We start from the raw sequence: 19,690 nt of genomic DNA on the forward strand, positions 1-19,690 counted from the left end.
CAGCGTTACCTACCGCGACAGCAGTCGACGATGAGCATGTATCGACATGAGAATACCGAAACCCGCTAACAAGGTCACGCTTGAGGTGCCGCCATAACTCACCAAAGGCAGCGGCACCCCTACCACGGGTAAAATGCCGCTCACCATGCCCATATTGACAAATACATAGATGAAAAATGTTAAAATGATACTCCCCGCTACTAAGCGGCCAAAGGTATCTTGTGCTGAGCTTGCCATCCACAAACCACGGCTCACAATCAATAGGTACATGAACAGCAGCGCCAGCATACCGACCAAACCAAACTCTTCACCCAAGACAGCAATAATGAAATCGGTATGCCGCTCAGGCAAAAACTCTAACTGGGACTGGGTGCCCTGCAGCCAACCTTTGCCCCATAGACCGCCACTGCCAATGGCGGTGGTGGACTGAATAATATTCCAACCTGACCCCAATGGATCGCTTTCAGGGTTGAGAAACGTCAATACCCGCTGGCGCTGGTAGTTGTGCATATTCATCCAGAGTAGCGGCACCGCAGCAGCCCCCAGCGCGGTAATAAACCCGATTAAACGCCACGATAAACCCGCCAACAGCACGACGATCAGGGCAGCGCTGGACACCAGCAGCGAGGTGCCTAAATCTGGTTGGATCGCGGTGAGCACCACAGGAACGCCAATAATAACCCCGCATACCACAATATCGCGTAGGCGCGGCGGTAGCTCGCAACGATTTAGATAGGCGGCGACCATTAACGGGGCCGCCAGTTTCATCATTTCCGATGGCTGAAAACGTATCACGCCAGGGATCACTAGCCAGCGCTTAGCCCCCATGCCCACATCGCCTACCACATCTACAGCAATCAGCATGGCAACGCCAATGCCATACGCCAATGGCGCAAAGCGCAAAAAGGTCGATGGCGAAAACTGTGCAATAATCACCATCCCTACCAGAGCGATAAGAAAGCGCACGCTCTGGGCAATCACTGCATCAATCGATTGCCCAGAGGCACTGTAAAGAACGATCAAACCACTCCCCATGAGCAGCAATAGCAAACCCAGCAGCCAGGGGTCGAGATGGACTCGCTCCCAGATACTCTTGCGCCTAGCGATGCCACTTTCGGGTGGGCGTACAGGATGGCCGCGCATTGATCGCGCTATATAATGCCAAGGCATGATTTAGTTACCCTCCACATTGGCATCATCTTCTTCCAGTACTTCGCGCACTTCCTCAACATCGGGGGCATCGTCTTTGAGCAACCATGCATCCGCCATTGCCCGCGCCAAGTGGGCCGCATGGGTACTACCGCCGCCAGCATTCTCGACAATGACGGAGACGGCAATCTGAGGATCTTCCAGCGGGGCGAAGGCCATAAACAGCGCGTGGTCACGTAGCCGCTCGGCCAACTGATCGGCGTTGTAGCGCTGATCCTGCCCTAGCGAAAACACCTGTGCCGTGCCTGATTTACCGCCCATTCGGTACTCAAGGCCGACACCAGTTCGGCGGGCAGTGCCTTCACGGCCACTCATCACTTTCTCCATACCGCTGAATACGCGATCCCACCAGCTATCATTGGCGAGCTCAATGTCATCTAATGTATCCGGCAGATCATGTGGCACTGGGGTATCGCCAATCTGGCGGGCCAGCCTCGGCTTTACCCAGTGGCCGCGATTGGCCAGGGTTGCCGTGGCGCTGGCAAGCTGAAGAGGTGTTACCTGCCAATAACCTTGCCCAATCCCCACTGAGAGAGTTTCACCGGGGTACCAGGGTTGATTGAAACGGCCACGCTTCCAATCTCGCGAAGGCATCAAAGCGCCACTCTCTCCCTGAACGTCATGGGCTACGCGCTGACCAAAACCAAAATTACTCATTTGCTCATGCAAATTATCGATGCCTAAATCATGCGCCAAGGTGTAGTAGTAAGTGTTATTGGAGACGGCCAGCGAGCGTTCCATATCGACACGCCCATGTCCCCACCGCAACCAGTTGCGGTAGCGACGTGAATCATTAGGCAACTGGTAGTAACCGGGGTCATTGATGGTGCTTTCGGGGGTGATTACCCCTTCCACTAAACCCGCGAGCGCCAGAAACGGCTTAATCGTAGAGCCGGGAGGATAATGACCGCGAGTTGCACGGTTGAAGAGAGGCAGATCAAGGTCTTGCTGCAAATCACGATAAGAAGCAACGTCAATACCAGTGACAAACTGGTTACTGTCAAAACCCGGTGTCGATACCATGGCGAGAATCTCACCGGTGCTCGGCACGATAGCTACAATGGAGCCGCGACGGCCATCCAGCAATTCGTAGGCGAGTGTTTGCAGTGACTTATCCAGGGTTAGGGTTAGGTTCTTACCAGGTACCGGATCGGTTCGCCCAAGCTCCCGTAAGACTCGACCGCGAGCGTTTGTCTCAACTTTGCGTAAGCCCGCCTGACCATGAAGCTCCTCTTCGTAAAAACGCTCAACCCCTGTCTTACCGATAAAGTGAGTTCCCGCATAGCGCCCCGCATCCAGCGTTTCCATCTCTTCGGCGTTAATACGTCCGACGTAGCCCAGCGTATGCGCCATGATTTCGGCATCAGGGTAATAGCGCAGCGGCTGAGCCTCTATCTCTACCCCAGGCAGGCGGTGACGATTCACCGCCAGACGCGCGATTTGCGCTTCGCTTAAGTCACTGGTAAGGAGAGCTGGCTGGAAAGGCCGCTGGCGTTGGCGTGAACGTACATTAAATGCTTCAATCTCCTCTTCAGGCAATTCAAGCAAGTCGACTAATAGCGCCAGGGTTTCATCTAGATTATCGACACGCTCGCGCACCAGCGTGAGGTTGTAGGTGGGACGGTTTTCAGCCAGCAGAACACCATTACGGTCATAGATCAAACCGCGGTTCGGCGGCAGCGGCTCGACGCGAACCCGGTTATTTTCGGAGCGCGTACTATACATATCATGCTGGACGATCTGTAAATAAACCAAGCGACTCGTTAGCAAGCAGGCAAGCACAAACACCACTAGCACCGCGAGTAGCGCTCTAACACGAAAAATACGCAGTTCTTGCTCGGAGTTTTTTAGCGTGTTGGGGCGCTTGAGCATGGCAACGATGACTCTCAAATCAAACAATCAAATCAAACAAAAGGCGCAGCAGGTCATCACAGGGATCGCTCACCCTGTGATTCAGCATTAGCGGTGATAAGGGTGACCTATCAGTAATGTCCAGGCGCGGTAGAGTTGCTCGGCAAGCATGATCCGCACCAGCGGATGGGGCAGCGTCAGCGGGGAGATCGACCACTTTTTATCAGCCATCGCCGAGAGCGAGGGCTCAAGACCATCTGGCCCACCCACAAGCAGCACAATATCGCGCCCGGCCATGCGCCAGCCGTCGGCTTCTTGTGCCAGCTGCTCAGTGGTCCATGGCTTACCTTTGACTTCCAGGGCTACCACGTATTCGTCGCCACGCAGCTTATCGCGAATACGCTGCGCCTCTTGGGCGCGCGCTTTCGCGATATCTGCATTTTTGCCACGCTGGCCGAGGGCAATTTCCTCTATCTCGAGATTAAAATCTCTCGGCAGCCGTTTGCGGTAAGTGTCGACGCCCTCTTCTACCCACCCAGGCATTTTGCTTCCCACCGCTAACAGCCGGATCCTCATGACATGCTGGCTCGCTCTTGAAAGCGCTCAAGCGATTCACCAATGGCCCCAGAATCGCTGGGGAGATCAGCCCACAGCCGCTCCAAATCATACAGCGTGCGCGCCTCGGGCATCATCACATGGACAACAACATCGCCCAGGTCAACCAGCACCCAATCGGCGTTATCGCCACCTTCAACGCCCAGCGGCCCCAGCCCTGCGGCCTTAGCTTTTTCCACGACGTTTTGTGCCAGCGCCGCCACGTGGCGAGTTGAAGTGCCGCTGGCGATCAGCATGAGGTCAGTTACCTCGGTTAATTTGGCAACATCCAACTGCGTGATGTCACGTGCTTTCAGTTCTTCTAGCGCGTCAACGACTAGGTTTTTCAATGTATCGATGTGCATGACTCCTAAAGACAACCTTATTGGTTAATCGGTCAATAAAGCCGGCCATTGTAACGGCTTCTTTGATGACTGCCAGCGCTATTCGCACTGACGATAAAGACCGCCCTGCTCAATGGCTCGTTCAACGGGATCTGGCAGCAAGTAGCGGACACTTTTCCTCGCTTCTAAACACTCACGAACATAGGTTGCAGAGATCGCCATGAGCGATGGCAACTCCAACGGTAAATAGCCTCCACAGGGCTGCTGCATCAATGTCTCTATGCTATCGACTCTGCGCTGCTCGACCAGTTCCCTTAATGGTGCCGGTAGCGGGTCGCCATACCCCGGCCTGGCAATTACCACCAGGTGGGCAAGTTCGAACAGGCGCTCAGGTTGGTGCCACTGGGCGAGTCGTAAGAAGGCATCATAACCAATCGCCATTACCAGTCGCGCTTGATCACCTACTTCGCTACGCAGCTCAGCCAGGGTATCGGCACTATATGAAGGGCCGTCGCGGCGTAGTTCGCGGTCATCAGCGATCAGCCCTGGGGTATCGCCAATACCCGCTGTTAATAACGCCAGCCGCTGTTTCGCAGAGACTTGGGGGCGCCCGCGAAGCGGCGGCTGTTGAGCGGGTATCATGTGCAGTCGATCAAGCGACAGCGCCTCATACAACTCTACGGCACTGCGCAAATGCCCCAGATGAATAGGATCAAAGGTGCCGCCTAGCATGCCGATACGTAGCTCCGTTTGACTCATACAGGCTCCCTATCCATACCCATACCATTCATACCAGTACCCTGTTCACAACAACACCCTATTCACGCACCTGGCCGTCACCAAATACTACGTATTTCTGCGTGGTTAGTCCCTCTAATCCAACAGGGCCACGGGCGTGAAGCTTATCGGTAGAAATACCAATTTCGGCACCAAGCCCGTACTCAAAACCGTCGGCAAAGCGGGTCGAGGCGTTAACAATCACCGAGCTGGAGTCGACTTCCGCCATAAAGCGACGTGCCAACGAGTAATCCTGAGTAACAATGGCATCCGTATGGTGAGAGCCGTACTGCTCGATGTGGGCAATTGCTTCATCGATACCATCGACTACTTTTATTGCCAGTACGGGTGCCAAATATTCGGCATACCAATCGCTCTCTTCGGCTGCCCCAGCCTGGGGCAGCAGTGCCTGGGTTCTCTTGCAGCCACGCAGCTCGACCTCATGCTCGGCATAAGCACGGGCTAACTCGGGCAGTAGCAGATCCGCAACCGGGGCATCCACCAGCAGCGTTTCCATGGTATTGCAGGTGCCGTAGCGATGGGTTTTTGCATTGACAGCAATGGCTAACGCCTTGGCAGGGTCAGCGGTAGTATCGATATACACATGGCATACGCCGTCGAGATGTTTAATGACCGGTACGCGGGCATCACGACTAATACGCTCAATCAACGACTTGCCACCGCGGGGAATAATCACATCAACGTATTTCGGCATACTGATCATTTCCCCCACCGCCGCACGATCAGTGGTGGCTACCACCTGCACGCTGCCGACGGGCAGGCCCGCATCCGCTAATCCCAACTGGATACAGGCGCTAATGGCAGCATTTGACTGACTGGCTTCAGATCCGCCGCGCAAAATACAGGCGTTGCCTGATTTCAAACACAGGCTTGCCGCTTCCAGGGTCACATTCGGGCGCGACTCGTAAATAATTCCAATGACACCCAGCGGCACGCGCATCTTGCCCACCTGGATACCACTAGGCCGATAGCGCATATCGCCAATTTCACCCACTGGATCAGGTAAACCCGCTACCTGCTGTAACCCCTCAATCATGGCGTCAATACGCGCGTCGTTCAGGGCTAAGCGGTCTAACAGCGCACTCTCCAGGCCATTCTGGCGGCCACGCTGTAAATCTTCAGCGTTGGCGTCCAGTATTTGGCCTCGTGCTTCAGCCAAGCGTTTCGCCATGGCCAACAGAGCACGGTTTTTTACCCCCGTATCCGCCCTGCGCAGTTCGCTAGCGGCACGCCTCGCCGCCTGCCCCAAGGCCTGCATATAGGCGGGCACATTTCCGGCAGATAAGTGCTGAAGGGCCTCGTCTTGGAACGGTGTTGAAGCGCTCATAGTGTCTCCGTGCGGCAGGGTGCTTTAATTTTTTAATTAACCGAATGTAGCTGTTTTCTACGTTTTGCTTATGTTACGCCATTTCGCCGTTATACTGAGGTCGATTAAGGCACTAATGTGTCGAGCACCTTTATTATCCTACAATTACTTTACTTGATGAGATACATCTGGTTATTCAGGACGAATAATAAGTCACCATGCAAAGCAAGTACAAAATCCGCCTACTACGGGCCAATTTACTAGCCGCGGCCGTAGCCGTGGCATTATGGACACCTGCCACGCCCCCCGCTGCGGCCCTAGCGCTGTGGCTATCCGTCGGCTGGTTATTTATCGCCGCGCTAATGCTTGATTTTAGCCACCGCCGCTCACGGGGGTTACCTTGGCAAATTGTGCCGGGCGCACTGCTACTGGGTTTAATTGCAGCGGCCCCAGAGCGGCACGGCATTTTAATCTGGGCATGGGCGGCAATGCTGGTTCTACCACAAAATAATTGGGTAGCTGCGTTCAATCTCAGTGCTGGGCTGGCTAGTTCTGTAATGGTAGCGCCGTTGCTGGATTGGCCTGCTTTTATTCTACTGATTTGTTCGCTGCTGATACTGAGCCTGCTTGCGCTTTCCAGGGCACAGCAACTTATCGATATGAATGGCTCGATTCGTCAACGCCTGCGCTTGATTCCAGGCCTTAACCTATGGGCTGGTGAGCAGTTGCTGCGCGATATCAGCCGGGAGCAAACGCGCTGTGAGCGAGAAGGTGTCCATGCAGAACTGTTTATTTTACATGTAAAACGCCACCAGCTATGGCCAACGGCGCAAAAGCTGTGCGAACTAACCTACGATTTTGAAAATGTTTACCGCTTAAGCAGCACAGCGCTGGCGACAGTGATTCTCGCCAGCTCACCTAAAGAAACCTCGCAACGACGCAGCCTGCTCCTCGCCGACTTACCCGACAATATCGCTAGTGAACACCTTGCGTTAATCGATATAGAACCGGCAATGCTTTCGGTGCATGAGATCAGTAAACTACCGGCTGAACGGGTGCGAGAGACAATATGACCGAGCACTATATTCCCAAGCGGTTAATGACGCTCGCTTATACCGCCAGCATCTCACTCATGACAGGCTACGCGTTCTGGCTATATGCCATGGGAGATTACCGCGACCTGCTGATACCCACCTTTGTAACCCTGCTGCTAATGGCAGCCCTGTTAATGCATATCGGGCATGGAGTAAAAAGCTACTTACCGCGCATTATTCTACTTTGCGGAACCTATTCGGTCGTCTTGGGCGCTTTCTATTATCAGCCTCAGGTATCGCCTATTTGGCTAGGCCTGCCGATTACGGCTGCTTTTTTACTGTTACCACTATGGGCGGCGTTACTGGTCAACATCGGGATTGGGCCATTCTGGTGGCTGCTCCCCTCGGTCTCCTCAGCCCCCCCGACCATTATCGTTGGCTATGCGGCCTTGACGCTGCTTCTCGCCCTACCCCGCTGCGAGCATGCTCGCCGTCAGGCACTTCTGCGGGCGACAGACCCCAATGACAGCGACTGCAGCGCCTATCACATCGATACACTAAAAGAACGCCTATATAGCGAGTTTCAACGCGCTGCCATGCTCCATCAACAGCTCGCGGTGCTAGTACTGCATTTACCGCAGCTGGATATGGCAGAAGAGCAGTTTGGCCACCGGGCAAAAGCAGCACTGCTTGGGGCGCTATGTAGTGAAGTGAATAGCCGTTGCCGCGACCATGACGTGCTTGGGCGCGCGGACAGTGCCACTTTTTGGCTCGTTCTACCTGACACGAGCGAAAGCGGTGCGCTGCTAGTACGCGAACGCTTGCAAAGAGCACTTTCACAGCGAGTATTAGTAGAAACCGGCCAACTGGAAGCACGTATTGCCGCTTGCCTACCTAGCCGTAAAGAATACTTCGAGCACTATATAAAGCGCCTGGAAACACGCGGCGCCGCCCTAGCCAACGTCAACAGACCCTAGATCTTCCAATTCAATTTTCTGACGCTGGAGTGCTCTGTGCCGCTAGCTGACATGCTCCAATCATTAACGCCATCACCACCCCTTATCATCTGCCTGGTATTGGTAATTTCATTAGTAGAATCACTTGCCCTAGTGGGGTTGCTGGTACCAGGGGTGGTGTTAATCACCACCGCAGCTTCCCTGGCAGGCCACCAGGATATCGGCCTAGCGTGGTTACTCGGCGCCGCCTTTATAGGCGCTGTTTTAGGCGATGGGGTCAGTTTTTCGCTTGGCTTCAAGCATCGAGAGCAGGTCACACAGCGATGGCCACTGTCTCAGCACCCCGAATGGTTAGGTCGCGGGGCGCGCTTCTTTCAGCGCTATGGCATCTGGTCGGTGTTTATTGGCCGCTTTGTCGGTCCGGTGAGGCCAATAATTCCACTGGTGGCAGGCATGATGCAGATGTCACCAAGGACGTTTGTTTGGGCCAACCTAACCTCTGCGGCGCTGTGGGCACCAGCTTATGTACTGCCTGGGTACTTGCTGGGACGTACCTGGCAGCACCATCTAAATCTACCGCCGGGTTTAGAGACGGCACTACTCATATTCGCTGCGATAGTTGTCACGCTTGCCGTCATTTTCTCGTGGGGCCGACATCAGGCGACAAGGCATGGGCGACTTTACCGGGCGATTGCCGGAAGCATTCGGCGCGTACCGCTGCTGCGTCGACCATGGCTTGCGATGAGCCAAACCGGCGATGTGCCCCTGGCCTCGCTACTACTGCTGGTCATAGCGTTAGGCAGCCTGTCTGGCTGGACATTGCTGATCATTGCCCACCACGGCCCACTCGAAATGGATCTGCTCGTTCAGCAATTGTTCACCATGTTTCAGAGTGATTTTTCTGACCTAGCGGGGAACATATTTGCCCGAATTGGCGATACCCTGGGCGTTATCGCTTTAATGCTGCCTTGGGCGGCGTGGATGCTGTTGAGCAGGAGATGGGAGGCTTTACTGCACTGGTGTGGCGCGTTTGCCGGTGTTGCCCTGTTAAACACATTGGGCAAAGGGCTGTTTGGCCGTGCTCGCCCAGATACGCCGGACTACTTGATGGGCTCTTTCTCCTATCCGAGTGCCCATACGTCAACCGCCGTGGTGCTCTTCGGCCTTGCAGCAGCCTTCGTGGCGGCCGAGATACCCCGTCAAAAACGCTTTTGGGTCTATTGGATAGCCCTCGCACTGGCGCTGCCCATGGCGCTATCACGGCTGGCGGTCGGCGTACACTGGTTCAGTGACCTGGTGGGCGGCGCCTTACTCGGTCTGGTCGTCTGCGCACTCACGCTGCTGCACTGGCAGCAGCAGCCACGCCCGCCTATGCGGCCCTGCCCTTGGCTACTGCTCAGCGTTGCATCGCTAGTGCTTATTAGCGCCCGAGTAGGGTTGCTGCCACCCGTTTAATGGCTATTTACCCCAGCGCCAACCATAAACCAACGCCAATCATCAGCGTTCCGGCGATACGGTTAAGCAAACGAACATTGCCGCTTTTACCCAGCACACTGCGCAACGTTTTACCACCAGTGGCATAGACCAACATGCTGGCAAACTCGATGGTCAAGATGACCGCGATGAGCAGGCTGAGCTGCCCTGGTAATGGACGGCTACTATCCAGAAAGGGGGGGAGTAACACCATAAAAAATGCCCACCCTTTGGGGTTTGCCACTGCGGTAACAAATCCCTGCATGGCTAACTGTAGAGGATTTGCGGGCGGCCCTGCATCCAACTCACTGGGGATCGCCATGCGCCCACGGGAGCGCCACATCATAATGCCCAAATACCCCAGGTAGGCGCCGCCCACCCACTTAAACAGCACAAACAGCTCTGGCTGTCGCAGCATTAACGCTGCCACCCCTGCGCCAGCGGCCGCCGCCACCAAGCCAACGCCCAGTAACTCACCGATCATCATCCACAGCGTACGTTTAACGCCTTGGGTCATGCCCAGCACCATGGCGAGGGTCATGCACATGCCGGGGGTTAGCGAAACAAACAGAAACGTTGGCACAAAAACCGAAAGCGTGGCCCACGACATCATAGATCAGTCATCCTTATTTGCGACCTCACCCCAGCGAGGAACCAGCGAGTGCTCGATGCCTAGCTGATTGAGGATACGCGCGACAATAAAATCAATCAGATCATCAATGCTTTGTGGGCAGTGATAAAAGCCTGGGGCGGCCGGCAAAATGACCACGCCCAAGCGGCTCAATGTCAGCATGTGCTCCAAGTGAATCGGCGAAAACGGGCTTTCTCGCGGCACCAGCACTAGTGTTCGGCGCTCTTTAATCGCCACATCTGCCGCCCGCTCAATCAGGTTATTACTGGCCCCCGTTGCCACGGCGGAAAGCGTGCCGGTAGAGCATGGACACACCACCATGGCAGAGGGGGCACCAGAGCCTGACGCCACCGGCGCCATCCAGTCCTCACGGCCGAAGCAGCGGATCTGACCGGGGCGCGCCCCACTGCGCTCACTCAGCGCCTCAGCTAAGCGCTGTGGCTGCGCGGGCAGCTCAATATCTGTTTCAGTGGCGACGACCATGTGCGCGGCTTTCGAAATCATGACCCACACTTCATGCCCTGTGGCGACTAATACATCGATCAAGCGCAAACCGTATTGCGCCCCCGATGCACCGGTGAGCGCCACGGTAATCGGTTTTTTGAACGCGGTATCGGCGTTAGCTGTCACGCTTCCCCCTCCTTGGCTGCTGCCAATGCGGCGAGCAAGCGTTCATGCACCCCCTCAAAGCCGCCGTTGGACATCACCACAATGCGATCCAAAGGTGATGCTTGAGTGACCACAGCGGCCACCAGCGCATCAATATCGTTAAACAACTCGGCATGCGCGCCCTGAGTGGCGACCAGCTCGTCCATCGACCAGTCAAGCCCGGCGGGCTGGAACCAAAACACGCCATCAGCGTCAGCCACGCTTTCAATTAAGCGCTCGCGCAGCGCGCCTAGACGCATCGTGTTAGATCGCGGCTCAATCACCGCCAGCAGGCGGCCTTTAGTGGTCGATGCACGCAGGCCTTTGAGCGTCGCGGCAATCGCCGTGGGATGATGGGCGAAATCATCGATAACCTGAATGCCATTGATTTCCCCACGCACTTCCTGGCGCCTTCTGGGGGTTTCAAAGCGCGCCAATGCAGCACAGCCGCGGGCTAAATCAACCCCACACAAATGCGCCGCCGCCAGTGCGGCCAATGCATTGCGAGCGTTATGTTCGCCGGTGAGCGACCACTCAACCACCCCATCTTGCTCTTGACTAATCGCATGGCCCTGCTTATCACCGCTATAAATGACCTGGAAGCGACTGGCATCGGCGCGCTCTAGCTTTAGCTGCCATTCGGACGCATCCTGATCACCAAAATGAACTACCGGCGTCCAAACGCCTAGCTCTAATACGCGTTCAAGTGCGGGCTGCTCATCGGCGACTAGCAAGTGGCCCTGGCTTGGCACAGTTCGCACCAGGTGGTGGAACTGGCGCTCAATAGCGGCCAGATCGGAAAAGATGTCGGCGTGGTCAAACTCAAGATTGTTGAGGATCGCGATATGCGGGCGATAGTGTACAAACTTGGAACGTTTATCGAAGAAGGCGGTGTCGTACTCATCAGCCTCTACTACGAACGGCGCTTGTGGATCTCCCAACCGGGCCGACACGCCAAAGTTACGCGGCACTCCACCAATTAAAAATCCCGGCTTTAAGCCGGCACTCTCCAACAGCCAGGCTAGTACACTCGCGGTGGTGGTCTTTCCGTGGGTGCCTGCCACTGCGATGACGCGACGACCGGGCAACACGTGCTCTGCCAACCACTGCGCACCCGAGATATACGGCAAGCCGCTGTTCAGTAGCGCTTCAACCTCGTCATTGCCTCGCGACAGAGCATTGCCCACCACAACGAGATCCGGCGATGGCGACAGATGCTCGGCATGGTAGCCCTGCATTAAGGTGATGCCCGCATCAGCCAATTGGGTGCTCATCGGAGGGTATACGTTCTGATCGGAGCCACTCACCTGGTGCCCCATTTCACGCGCCAGCAGCGCCAGGCTCCCCATAAAGGTGCCACAGATACCCATAATATGCAGATGCATGGCTCTCGCCCCGTTAATCGCCAGTAAACTCATTCAATAAAAGCCAAAAAATGGCGTAAAAATAGCTAACTAGCCTAGCATGTTGACACTATTTGCTCATCACCTCATCGCTAAAAACGGCGGCAATGCGCCTCCCAAGTGACAAATCCCTCTAGTTGTTGCAGGATGCGGCCACTGTTTACTAATGATGATCAACACTTTCTTCCCACTCGTCACGCTGATGTGAGCCAGCATCAGCAAAGGAGTCTTTCAATGCGCATTTTAATTCGCTATTTTTTCCGCGGCCTTCGCTTGGTGCTTGCCCCTGTCATGCTGATTTCCGAGAAGCTATCTACGCCTAAGTCAGTGGAGCGTACGCCTGAAGAGCAAGCTAAAGTGGATCAAGCCTGCCAGAATCTAGCGCTGTACCAATTCCGCACCTGCCCTTTTTGCATCAAGGTGCGCAAAGAGATAGCACGATTGGGCTTAAACATTGAAGTACGTGATGCGCAACTTGATCCTGCCCATAAGCAGGCGCTCTTGGAAGGGGGCGGCAAAGTCAAAGTGCCCTGCTTGAAAATCACCCACGACGATGGTCGTGAAGAGTGGATGTACGAATCAGACACCATTAATGCCTGGCTGCACCAACGCTTTGGCTAAGGCCTTTCTGCTTGGCATGGGTGCCCTCTCAAACCTTTTCACCAGGTCGGCGTAAGTCGACCTGGCGGGTTAAAACTCTATTTTTTGTGCCTCAACATCGAATGCCACGTCAATCTCAATGCCCTCTTCAAGACTTGCTGGCTCACCTAACGCCACTTGCAGCGCCATTAACCCCTCTATTTTACCAGCCACATGAACCGCTTGGCTGGTACGTTCATAATGCGTCAGCGTAACGGCCACATCGCCACCCTCCGAGGTAAATAGTGGCGGAGAAACAGAAGTCCCAATGGCGTAGATAACCACCGCATTGGTCAGTTGCTCTTCCGCCACGGTCAGGCTAATCGAGAGTGCCTCATCACTTTCCCATGCCTCGCCGTCAACAGAGCCAGTGATGTCAATGTTGATATCGTCGCCTAATTCTACGAATGAGGCATTCGAGTCACTGCCATGGCTTAACACAAACCACTCGCGGCGCTCACCCTCCAGCGACCCTGTGATTTCAGGCGTTGCTTGTCCAGAGGCGCCTAGCTCGGTGGTAAAACCGCTTGTAGGTAGCCAAGCAGCCAACAACGCTATCCCAACTTGTCTCCACATAATGCTTTTCCATCCTGTTATGCATGGCTTTCTACTTACGACTTTTGTCTAAAAAAAAGCCAGTGGCGTGCCGCTCTTAGCCTCATCATTCAGTAGACGAATGATGCCTGTCATTATTTCGATTGTGTGACGCGATAGGCACTCTCTATGTTGTAAGCCTAGGTTGTACGCCTGTGTTGTAAATAGGTATACGAACTGTCCGTGTCTGTTTTGCTGGTGCTTTCTGGTTGTAGCAGTGCTCCCTGCCTCGAAAATGGCGGCAAAACGAACAATAAACAATGACCTAAGGGAACGATAATGACGCTCAAGAAAACCTTACTGGCTTCCGTAATTGGTGCAGTGGTAGCGGGTACGGCGCTGCTGCCGATGACCGCAAGTGCTGAAACTCTGCGCATTGGCTACTCCGCTGACCCTGAAACCCTCGATATTCACGAGCAGCTCTCGGGTGGCATGTTGCGCTTCTCTCACCTTGCGTTTGATCCGCTGGTACGCTGGACAAAAGATTTCCAGTTTGAGCCGCGCTTAGCCACCGAGTGGGAGCAGGTTGACGAAACCACCATGCGCATGACCTTGCGCGAAGGCGTTACCTTCCACTCAGGCAACGAGTTCACCGCCAAAGACGTGGTATGGACCATTGAGCGCCTAAAAGAGAGCCCTGACTATCGCGCTATTTTTGAGCCGGTTGCCAGCGCCGAAGCCGTTGACGACTACACCGTTGAGATTGTCACCACCGAACCTTACCCGCTGCTTCTCAACCTGGCTACCTACATCTTCCCGATGGATAGCGAGTTCTATAGCGGTGAAACCGATGGTGGCAACGACAAAGCTGAGATCGTTAAAGCAGGCAACTCCTATGCTTCGCGTAATGTATCCGGCACCGGCCCCTTCATGGTCACTGACCGCCGCCAGGGTGTACGGGTAGATTTTGAACGCTTTGAAGATTACTGGGATACCGAAAGCGAAGGCAATGTCACTAATATCGTACTGACACCTATCGCTGAGAACGCCTCACGGGTTGCTGCCCTGCTCTCTGGCGGTGTCGACTTTATTGATGCCGTGCCACCCAATGACCTGGATCGCGTACGCGAGGCCGACGGCGTCAATCTGGTAGAGGTTGACGGTACCCGCATCATTGGCTTCCAAATGAACGAAGAGCGCGTCGAAGCCTTCCAGGATGCCCGCGTTCGTCAAGCAGTGGATTTGGCCATTAATCAGGAAGGCATTGCCGACCGTCTCATGCGTGGCTTTGCTAACCCGGCGGGACAGTTCTCACCTGAGGGTTACTCAGGCCATAACCCGGATTTAACGCCACGTTACGATATTGAACGCGCCAAGGAGCTGATGGCCGAAGCGGGCTACGAAGAGGGCTTCAGCGTTGAGATGATCGCCCCCAACAACCGTTACGTAAACGATGCCCAGATTGCCCAGGCAGTGGCCAACATGCTGGCCCAGATCAACATTGACGTTGACCTGCGCACCATGCCCTTGGCGCAGTACTGGCCTGAGTACGATACCCGCCAATCCGATATGGCGATGATCGGCTGGCACGCAGATACTGAAGACACCGCGAACTTCTTCCAGTACCTCTCTTTCTGCTTCGATGAAGAGACCGGTGCCGGCCAGTACAACTACGGCGGCTACTGCAACGAAGAGATCGACGCACTCGTCACAGAGGCCGATAGCGAAACCGACCTGGAAAAACGCAACGAAATGCTGCGCGAAGCCGAAGCCATGCTTTATGAAGACGTTGGTTATATCCCCCTGCACTGGCAGAACCTTGCCTACGCAGCCGCTGATGGGGTTGAGATTGAGCCTGTGGTCAACGCCCTTGACTTCCCTTACCTGGGTGATCTGGTGATTAATCGCAGCGACGACTAAGCATTAACATCACTGATTAAATGCTTAGCATTGACTCAAAAGAGTGATTGCAGCCTTAACAGCCAGCAAGTAAACCGCAAGGATGCTTCGCTCCCTAAGCGTTTAGGGGGCGAAGTATTTTGGCTGGCACTCCAAGGCTGAACAAACTCTGCATAACATGCCCCTACTTCCTTTGATGAACCCCTCACATAGGTGGCGTACGCCATGATTGCCTTTTTAATCAAGCGGCTGATGCACGCGGTTTTGGTGATGTTTGTCATCAGCGTGCTGGCCTTCGCCATTCAGGATAACCTGGGTGACCCCGTACAGCAGATGGTTGGCCAATCTGTGCCAGAGAGTGAACGTGCAGAAATTCGCGAGCGTTTAGGCCTCAACGACCCCTTCCTGGTGCAATATGCTCGTTTTGCTAAAAACGCCGTTCAAGGTGATTTTGGCTACTCGTACTTTTACCGCGAACCGGCGTTAGAAGTGATTGCGCGCCACTTACCCGCCACTCTGGAGCTGGTATTTGCCGCAACGCTGATTATTGTGATTTTTTCTGTCCCCATAGGGGTGTACAGCGCCATCAAACCGCGCTCACCGATTTCACGACTGTTTATGGGTATATCGATTATCGGCATCTCGATTCCGGTTTTTTTGACCGCGATCGTACTGATTCAAATCTTCGCCATCGGCGTTACCGTTACGCTGTTCCCCGAGAGCACGGGTTGGGGCGCATGGCTGAATGACTTCTTCTCCACCGAAGGCAATATGCCCTCCTTTGGCCGTGGCTATGACCTCGTTAACATAGTGGGCAACTGGGACACCAACTTGGCCACCTGGAACGGCGTACAGCACCTAGTGTTACCGGCAGTTTCTTTAGCCTCCATTATGCTACCGCTGTTTATCCGCCTGATTCGTGCCGAAATGATGGAAGTCCTGCAGTCGGAGTACGTTAAGTACGCCCGCGCTAAGGGAATCTCCATGCGCCGGGTCTATTTCGTTCACGCCCTCAAAAACACCATGCTGCCGGTAATAACCGTAGGCGGCGTACAGATCGGCACCATGGTCGCCTACACCATTTTGACCGAGACCGTTTTCCAATGGCCCGGTATGGGCTTGATGTTTTTGGATGCGATTAACCGCGCCGATATTCCGCTGATTGTGACCTACCTGATGATCGTCGGCGTGATCTTTGTCGTCACCAACACCATCGTGGATCTCATCTACGGCATGGTGAACCCCACCGTTAAACTGACTGGGAAGCCCGCATGAGTACCACAACTAATTCCACACCAGCGAGCGCCTCACCCAGCCGCTGGGAACGCCTGCGCGACTCCTATATGTGGTACAGCTTCAAGCGTGACCGCACCGCCCAGCTCTGCTTGGCAGTGTTTATCTGCATGGTCATCGCCGCCTTTGCTTCACCGCTACTGGCCCCCACGAACCCTTACGACCTCTCGCAGATCGACATTATGTCATCTGAACTGCCGCCCTTCTGGATCGACGGCGCCGATGAGCGTTACACCTTGGGCAGCGACGCCCAAGGGCGTGATCTGTGGTCGATCGTGCTGTATGGCACCCGTGTTTCGCTGCTAATCGGTTTCGGCGCAGTTATTTTGCAGGCATTGTTAGGGGTCACCTTCGGCCTAATGGCAGGCTACCTGGGCGGACGCGTTGACTCTATCTTAATGCGTCTGGCGGATATTCAACTGTCATTCTCTACGCTAATGGTCGCTATCGTGGTGGGCGCCTTGGTCAAAGCGACCATGGGCAGCGCCTTCTACAGCCAGTATGCAGTGATGATGCTGATCCTGATCATCGGCCTGGCCGAATGGCCCCAGTATGCACGTACCGTGCGCGCCTCAGTGCTGGCAGAGAAAAACAAAGAGTATGTTGACGCCGCCCGCGTAATGGGGCTGCGCAGCAAGCGAATTATGTTCCGCCACGTGCTACCTAACACCATGTCACCCATCTTCGTTATCTCTACTGTGCAGATCGCCAACGCGATTATCTCTGAAGCGGCACTATCGTTTCTAGGACTGGGAATGCCAGAGACGCACCCGTCGCTAGGTTCACTGATCAAATCGGGCTTTGACTATATTCAGTCGGGCTCCTGGTGGATCACCTTGATTCCAGGTGCCGTACTGGTGGTGCTGGTGCTGTCGATCAATCTACTCGGCGATTGGCTGCGTGATGTCATGAACCCACGACTCTACAAAGGCTGAGGACACCATGGCACTACTTGAAGTCAACAACCTTGATGTACGCTTTGCACTGCGCCAGGGTGAAGTGCACGCCCTGCGCGATATCTGTTTCAGCCTTGAGCGCGGTGAGCGTCTGGGCATTGTCGGTGAGTCCGGCGCAGGTAAATCCGTCGCGGCATTCTCGCTGCTCAACCTGATTGCCAAACCGGGCTTTATCGCCGGCGGCACGGTGACCTTTGACGGCCAGGTGCTTAACCGCATGTCTGAGCGTGGCCTGCGCAAGGTGCGCGGCAATCGCGTTTCGATGATTTTCCAAGACCCGATGATGACGCTCAACCCGGTGCTCTCCATTGGTGAACAGATGGTCGAGTGCTTAAAAGCGCACCGGCGCATCTCCTCCAAAGAGGCCCGCAGGATTGCCCTGGACAAACTCCAGCAGGTGCAAATCCCTTCACCAGAGACACGTTTGGATCAGTATCCCCACGAGCTTTCCGGCGGTATGCGCCAGCGCATTATTATCGCCATCGCCCTTCTGCTCGACCCGGACATTATCATTGCCGACGAGCCCACCACGGCGCTCGACGTGACCATTCAAGCCGAGATTATGGCGCTGCTGCTTGATCTCTGCGAGCAGCACAATGTGGGGCTTATCCTGATCACCCACGACCTGGGCGTGGTCAGCCAGGTTACGCAGCGCATGCTGGTTATGTACGCGGGACGTGTCATTGAGCAGGGCCCAACACGGGAGATTATTAACGACCCGCAGCACCCTTACACTCAGGGGTTAATCAACGCCCTGCCGCAGATGGCGACCCCCGGCGAAAAGCTCAATCAGATTCGTGGCAGCATGCCGTCGCTCTCTAACCTGCCTAGCGGCTGCGCATTTCACCCGCGCTGCGATTTTATCAATCGTGCCGATGGCCAGCCCCGCCCCGCCTGCACGCAGCAGGTGCCTGAATTTGTCGAATCCGGCAACTGCCGAGTAGCGTGTCATATGGTGGCTGAAATGCTCGAAGATCGCCGTTTGAAGGAGGAAACCTCATGAGTGCGCACGCTGAGGCTATAACGGATAGCTATCATCCTACCCCCCGACAGAACGAAGAGAGTGCAGATTCACTGCTGCAGATTCGCGATCTGAAAAAGCGCTTCTCCCTCTCTGGGGATTTCCTCGATCAGTTGCGCTTTAAAGGCGGCAAGCTGGTTCGCCACCAAGAGCATGTCCATGCCATTAATGGTGTGAATCTGGATATCAAGCGCGGTGAAGCGCTGTGCGTGGTCGGTGAGTCGGGCTGCGGAAAGTCCACGGTGGCGCGAACCGTCATGGGGCTGTTGACGCCAACAGAGGGTGAGATTCGCTACGACGGCAACCGCATCGACAACTTAAGCTCGCGCCAACTGCTGCCGTATCGCAAGCGGATGCAGATGATTTTCCAGAACCCTTATGCGTCGCTCAACCCGCGCATGACCATTCAGCAAACCCTGGAAGAGCCGCTGCGCCTGCACCACCCTGATTGGAAACGGCCGCAGATTCTCGACAAGGTAGAAGAAGTGATGCGCTCGGTGGGCATCGACCCGGATTGGGGCAAGCGCTTTGGCCACGAGTTCTCCGGTGGCCAGCGTCAGCGTATTGCCATTGCCCGCGCCCTGGCCGTTGACCCTGAGTTCATCGTTGCCGATGAGCCTATTTCCGCGCTCGACGTTTCGATTCAAGCCCAGGTGCTCAACCTGCTGATGGAAGCGCAGCAAGAGCGCAACCTGACCTATCTGTTCATTACCCACGACTTGGCAGTGGTGGAGCATTTTGGCACCCGCGTTGCGGTGATGTACTTAGGCACGGTATGTGAAATTGCCACCACGGCGACGCTGTTCGATAAGCCGCGGCATCCCTACACCCAGGCGCTGCTCTCGGCGATTCCACGCTTGAAGGATGACCGTCCGCAGCATATTCGTCTCACCGGCGAGGTACCGACCCCGGTTAACCTGCCTAGCGGCTGCGTATTTCATGGCCGCTGCCCCCATGCCAATGCGCGCTGTAAGCAAGAGATCCCCATGCTGCAAACACAGGATGACGGAACCCGTGTGGCGTGCCACGCTGTTGAGGAGGGGCGCCTATGAAGCGGGTGTCATATTCGACACAGCGAACCCAGGCGCTGAGAGGTAGAGC

General features: G+C 55.2%; 19 protein-coding genes. 9 read left to right on the forward strand and 10 right to left on the reverse strand.

Features of this window, described 5'->3' with window-relative positions; all coding sequences use genetic code 11:
• Positions 1–9 precede the first annotated feature (9 nt).
• The 6 genes from rodA to ACFIOZ_RS12475 form a co-directional block, all read right to left on the reverse strand.
• Positions 10–1,170: a rod shape-determining protein RodA gene (rodA, locus tag ACFIOZ_RS12450; protein WP_386078084.1), complete on the reverse strand. Its 1,161-nt coding sequence runs from the start codon at positions 1,168–1,170 to the stop codon at positions 10–12.
• A gap of 3 nt (positions 1,171–1,173) precedes the next feature.
• Positions 1,174–3,081, reverse strand: coding sequence for a penicillin-binding protein 2 (gene mrdA / locus ACFIOZ_RS12455; RefSeq protein ID WP_386078087.1), 1,908 nt, complete (start codon positions 3,079–3,081; stop codon positions 1,174–1,176).
• A gap of 87 nt (positions 3,082–3,168) precedes the next feature.
• Positions 3,169–3,636: a 23S rRNA (pseudouridine(1915)-N(3))-methyltransferase RlmH gene (rlmH, locus tag ACFIOZ_RS12460; protein WP_386078089.1), complete on the reverse strand. Its 468-nt coding sequence runs from the start codon at positions 3,634–3,636 to the stop codon at positions 3,169–3,171.
• The gene (gene rsfS, locus ACFIOZ_RS12465) at positions 3,633–4,019 is read right to left on the reverse strand and encodes a ribosome silencing factor (protein ID WP_088699914.1); all 387 of its coding nucleotides are present in this window, start codon (positions 4,017–4,019) and stop codon (positions 3,633–3,635) included. The genes rlmH and rsfS overlap by 4 nt, the downstream gene beginning before the upstream one ends.
• Before the next feature lie 78 nt (positions 4,020–4,097).
• Positions 4,098–4,757, reverse strand: a complete 660-nt coding sequence (gene nadD, locus ACFIOZ_RS12470) for a nicotinate-nucleotide adenylyltransferase (RefSeq protein WP_386078091.1) — start codon at positions 4,755–4,757, stop codon at positions 4,098–4,100.
• Between the two features lie 58 nt (positions 4,758–4,815).
• On the reverse strand, positions 4,816–6,123 hold the full coding sequence (locus ACFIOZ_RS12475; protein ID WP_386078094.1) for a glutamate-5-semialdehyde dehydrogenase: 1,308 nt from the start codon (positions 6,121–6,123) through the stop codon (positions 4,816–4,818).
• Positions 6,124–6,320: 197 nt separating this feature from the next.
• On the opposite strand from ACFIOZ_RS12475, the gene ACFIOZ_RS12480 reads away from it, so the two are divergent.
• From ACFIOZ_RS12480 to ACFIOZ_RS12490, 3 genes are read left to right on the forward strand one after another with little or no spacing between them, the layout of a single operon-like run.
• Entirely contained in the window at positions 6,321–7,175 is an 855-nt protein-coding gene (locus ACFIOZ_RS12480; protein ID WP_386078096.1) for a hypothetical protein, read from the forward strand.
• Entirely contained in the window at positions 7,172–8,113 is a 942-nt protein-coding gene (locus ACFIOZ_RS12485) for a diguanylate cyclase domain-containing protein (RefSeq protein WP_386078099.1), read from the forward strand. The genes ACFIOZ_RS12480 and ACFIOZ_RS12485 overlap by 4 nt, the downstream gene beginning before the upstream one ends.
• 36 nt (positions 8,114–8,149) lie before the next feature.
• Entirely contained in the window at positions 8,150–9,547 is a 1,398-nt protein-coding gene (locus tag ACFIOZ_RS12490) for a bifunctional DedA family/phosphatase PAP2 family protein (RefSeq protein WP_386078102.1), read from the forward strand.
• A gap of 7 nt (positions 9,548–9,554) precedes the next feature.
• On the opposite strand, the gene ACFIOZ_RS12495 is transcribed toward ACFIOZ_RS12490, so the two are convergent.
• From ACFIOZ_RS12495 to mpl, 3 genes are read right to left on the reverse strand one after another with little or no spacing between them, the layout of a single operon-like run.
• Positions 9,555–10,178, reverse strand: a complete 624-nt coding sequence (locus ACFIOZ_RS12495) for a LysE family translocator (RefSeq protein WP_386078105.1) — start codon at positions 10,176–10,178, stop codon at positions 9,555–9,557.
• A 3-nt stretch (positions 10,179–10,181) separates the two neighbouring features.
• Entirely contained in the window at positions 10,182–10,826 is a 645-nt protein-coding gene (locus ACFIOZ_RS12500) for a flavin prenyltransferase UbiX (protein ID WP_386078107.1), read from the reverse strand.
• Positions 10,823–12,229: a UDP-N-acetylmuramate:L-alanyl-gamma-D-glutamyl-meso-diaminopimelate ligase gene (gene mpl / locus ACFIOZ_RS12505; RefSeq protein WP_386078109.1), complete on the reverse strand. Its 1,407-nt coding sequence runs from the start codon at positions 12,227–12,229 to the stop codon at positions 10,823–10,825. The genes ACFIOZ_RS12500 and mpl overlap by 4 nt, the downstream gene beginning before the upstream one ends.
• 252 nt (positions 12,230–12,481) lie before the next feature.
• On the opposite strand from mpl, the gene ACFIOZ_RS12510 reads away from it, so the two are divergent.
• Positions 12,482–12,868, forward strand: a complete 387-nt coding sequence (locus ACFIOZ_RS12510; RefSeq protein ID WP_386078111.1) for a glutaredoxin family protein — start codon at positions 12,482–12,484, stop codon at positions 12,866–12,868.
• A 69-nt stretch (positions 12,869–12,937) separates the two neighbouring features.
• Here the strand turns inward: ACFIOZ_RS12510 and ACFIOZ_RS12515 are convergent, their stop codons facing one another.
• Entirely contained in the window at positions 12,938–13,462 is a 525-nt protein-coding gene (locus ACFIOZ_RS12515) for a hypothetical protein (RefSeq protein WP_386078113.1), read from the reverse strand.
• A 297-nt stretch (positions 13,463–13,759) separates the two neighbouring features.
• Here ACFIOZ_RS12515 and ACFIOZ_RS12520 point away from each other — a divergent pair, with 297 nt between their 5' ends.
• The 5 genes from ACFIOZ_RS12520 to ACFIOZ_RS12540 all read left to right on the forward strand — a co-directional run bounded on the left by ACFIOZ_RS12520 (position 13,760) and on the right by ACFIOZ_RS12540 (position 19,641).
• A complete protein-coding gene (locus ACFIOZ_RS12520; protein WP_386078116.1) occupies positions 13,760–15,340 on the forward strand; it encodes an ABC transporter substrate-binding protein in 1,581 nt (526 codons plus the stop codon).
• 204 nt (positions 15,341–15,544) lie between these two features.
• Positions 15,545–16,594 (forward strand): ABC transporter permease, encoded by a 1,050-nt coding sequence (locus ACFIOZ_RS12525; protein WP_386078118.1) that lies wholly within the window; start codon positions 15,545–15,547, stop codon positions 16,592–16,594.
• On the forward strand, positions 16,591–17,547 hold the full coding sequence (locus tag ACFIOZ_RS12530; RefSeq protein WP_386078119.1) for an ABC transporter permease: 957 nt from the start codon (positions 16,591–16,593) through the stop codon (positions 17,545–17,547). The genes ACFIOZ_RS12525 and ACFIOZ_RS12530 overlap by 4 nt, the downstream gene beginning before the upstream one ends.
• 7 nt (positions 17,548–17,554) lie before the next feature.
• Positions 17,555–18,571 (forward strand): ABC transporter ATP-binding protein, encoded by a 1,017-nt coding sequence (locus ACFIOZ_RS12535; RefSeq protein WP_386078121.1) that lies wholly within the window; start codon positions 17,555–17,557, stop codon positions 18,569–18,571.
• Positions 18,568–19,641, forward strand: a complete 1,074-nt coding sequence (locus tag ACFIOZ_RS12540) for an ABC transporter ATP-binding protein (protein ID WP_386078123.1) — start codon at positions 18,568–18,570, stop codon at positions 19,639–19,641. The genes ACFIOZ_RS12535 and ACFIOZ_RS12540 overlap by 4 nt, the downstream gene beginning before the upstream one ends.
• The last annotated feature ends 49 nt before the right edge of the window (positions 19,642–19,690 follow it).

The sequence above is a fragment of the Vreelandella sp. F11 genome, assembly GCF_042466685.1.
Lineage (GTDB): Bacteria > Pseudomonadota > Gammaproteobacteria > Pseudomonadales > Halomonadaceae > Vreelandella.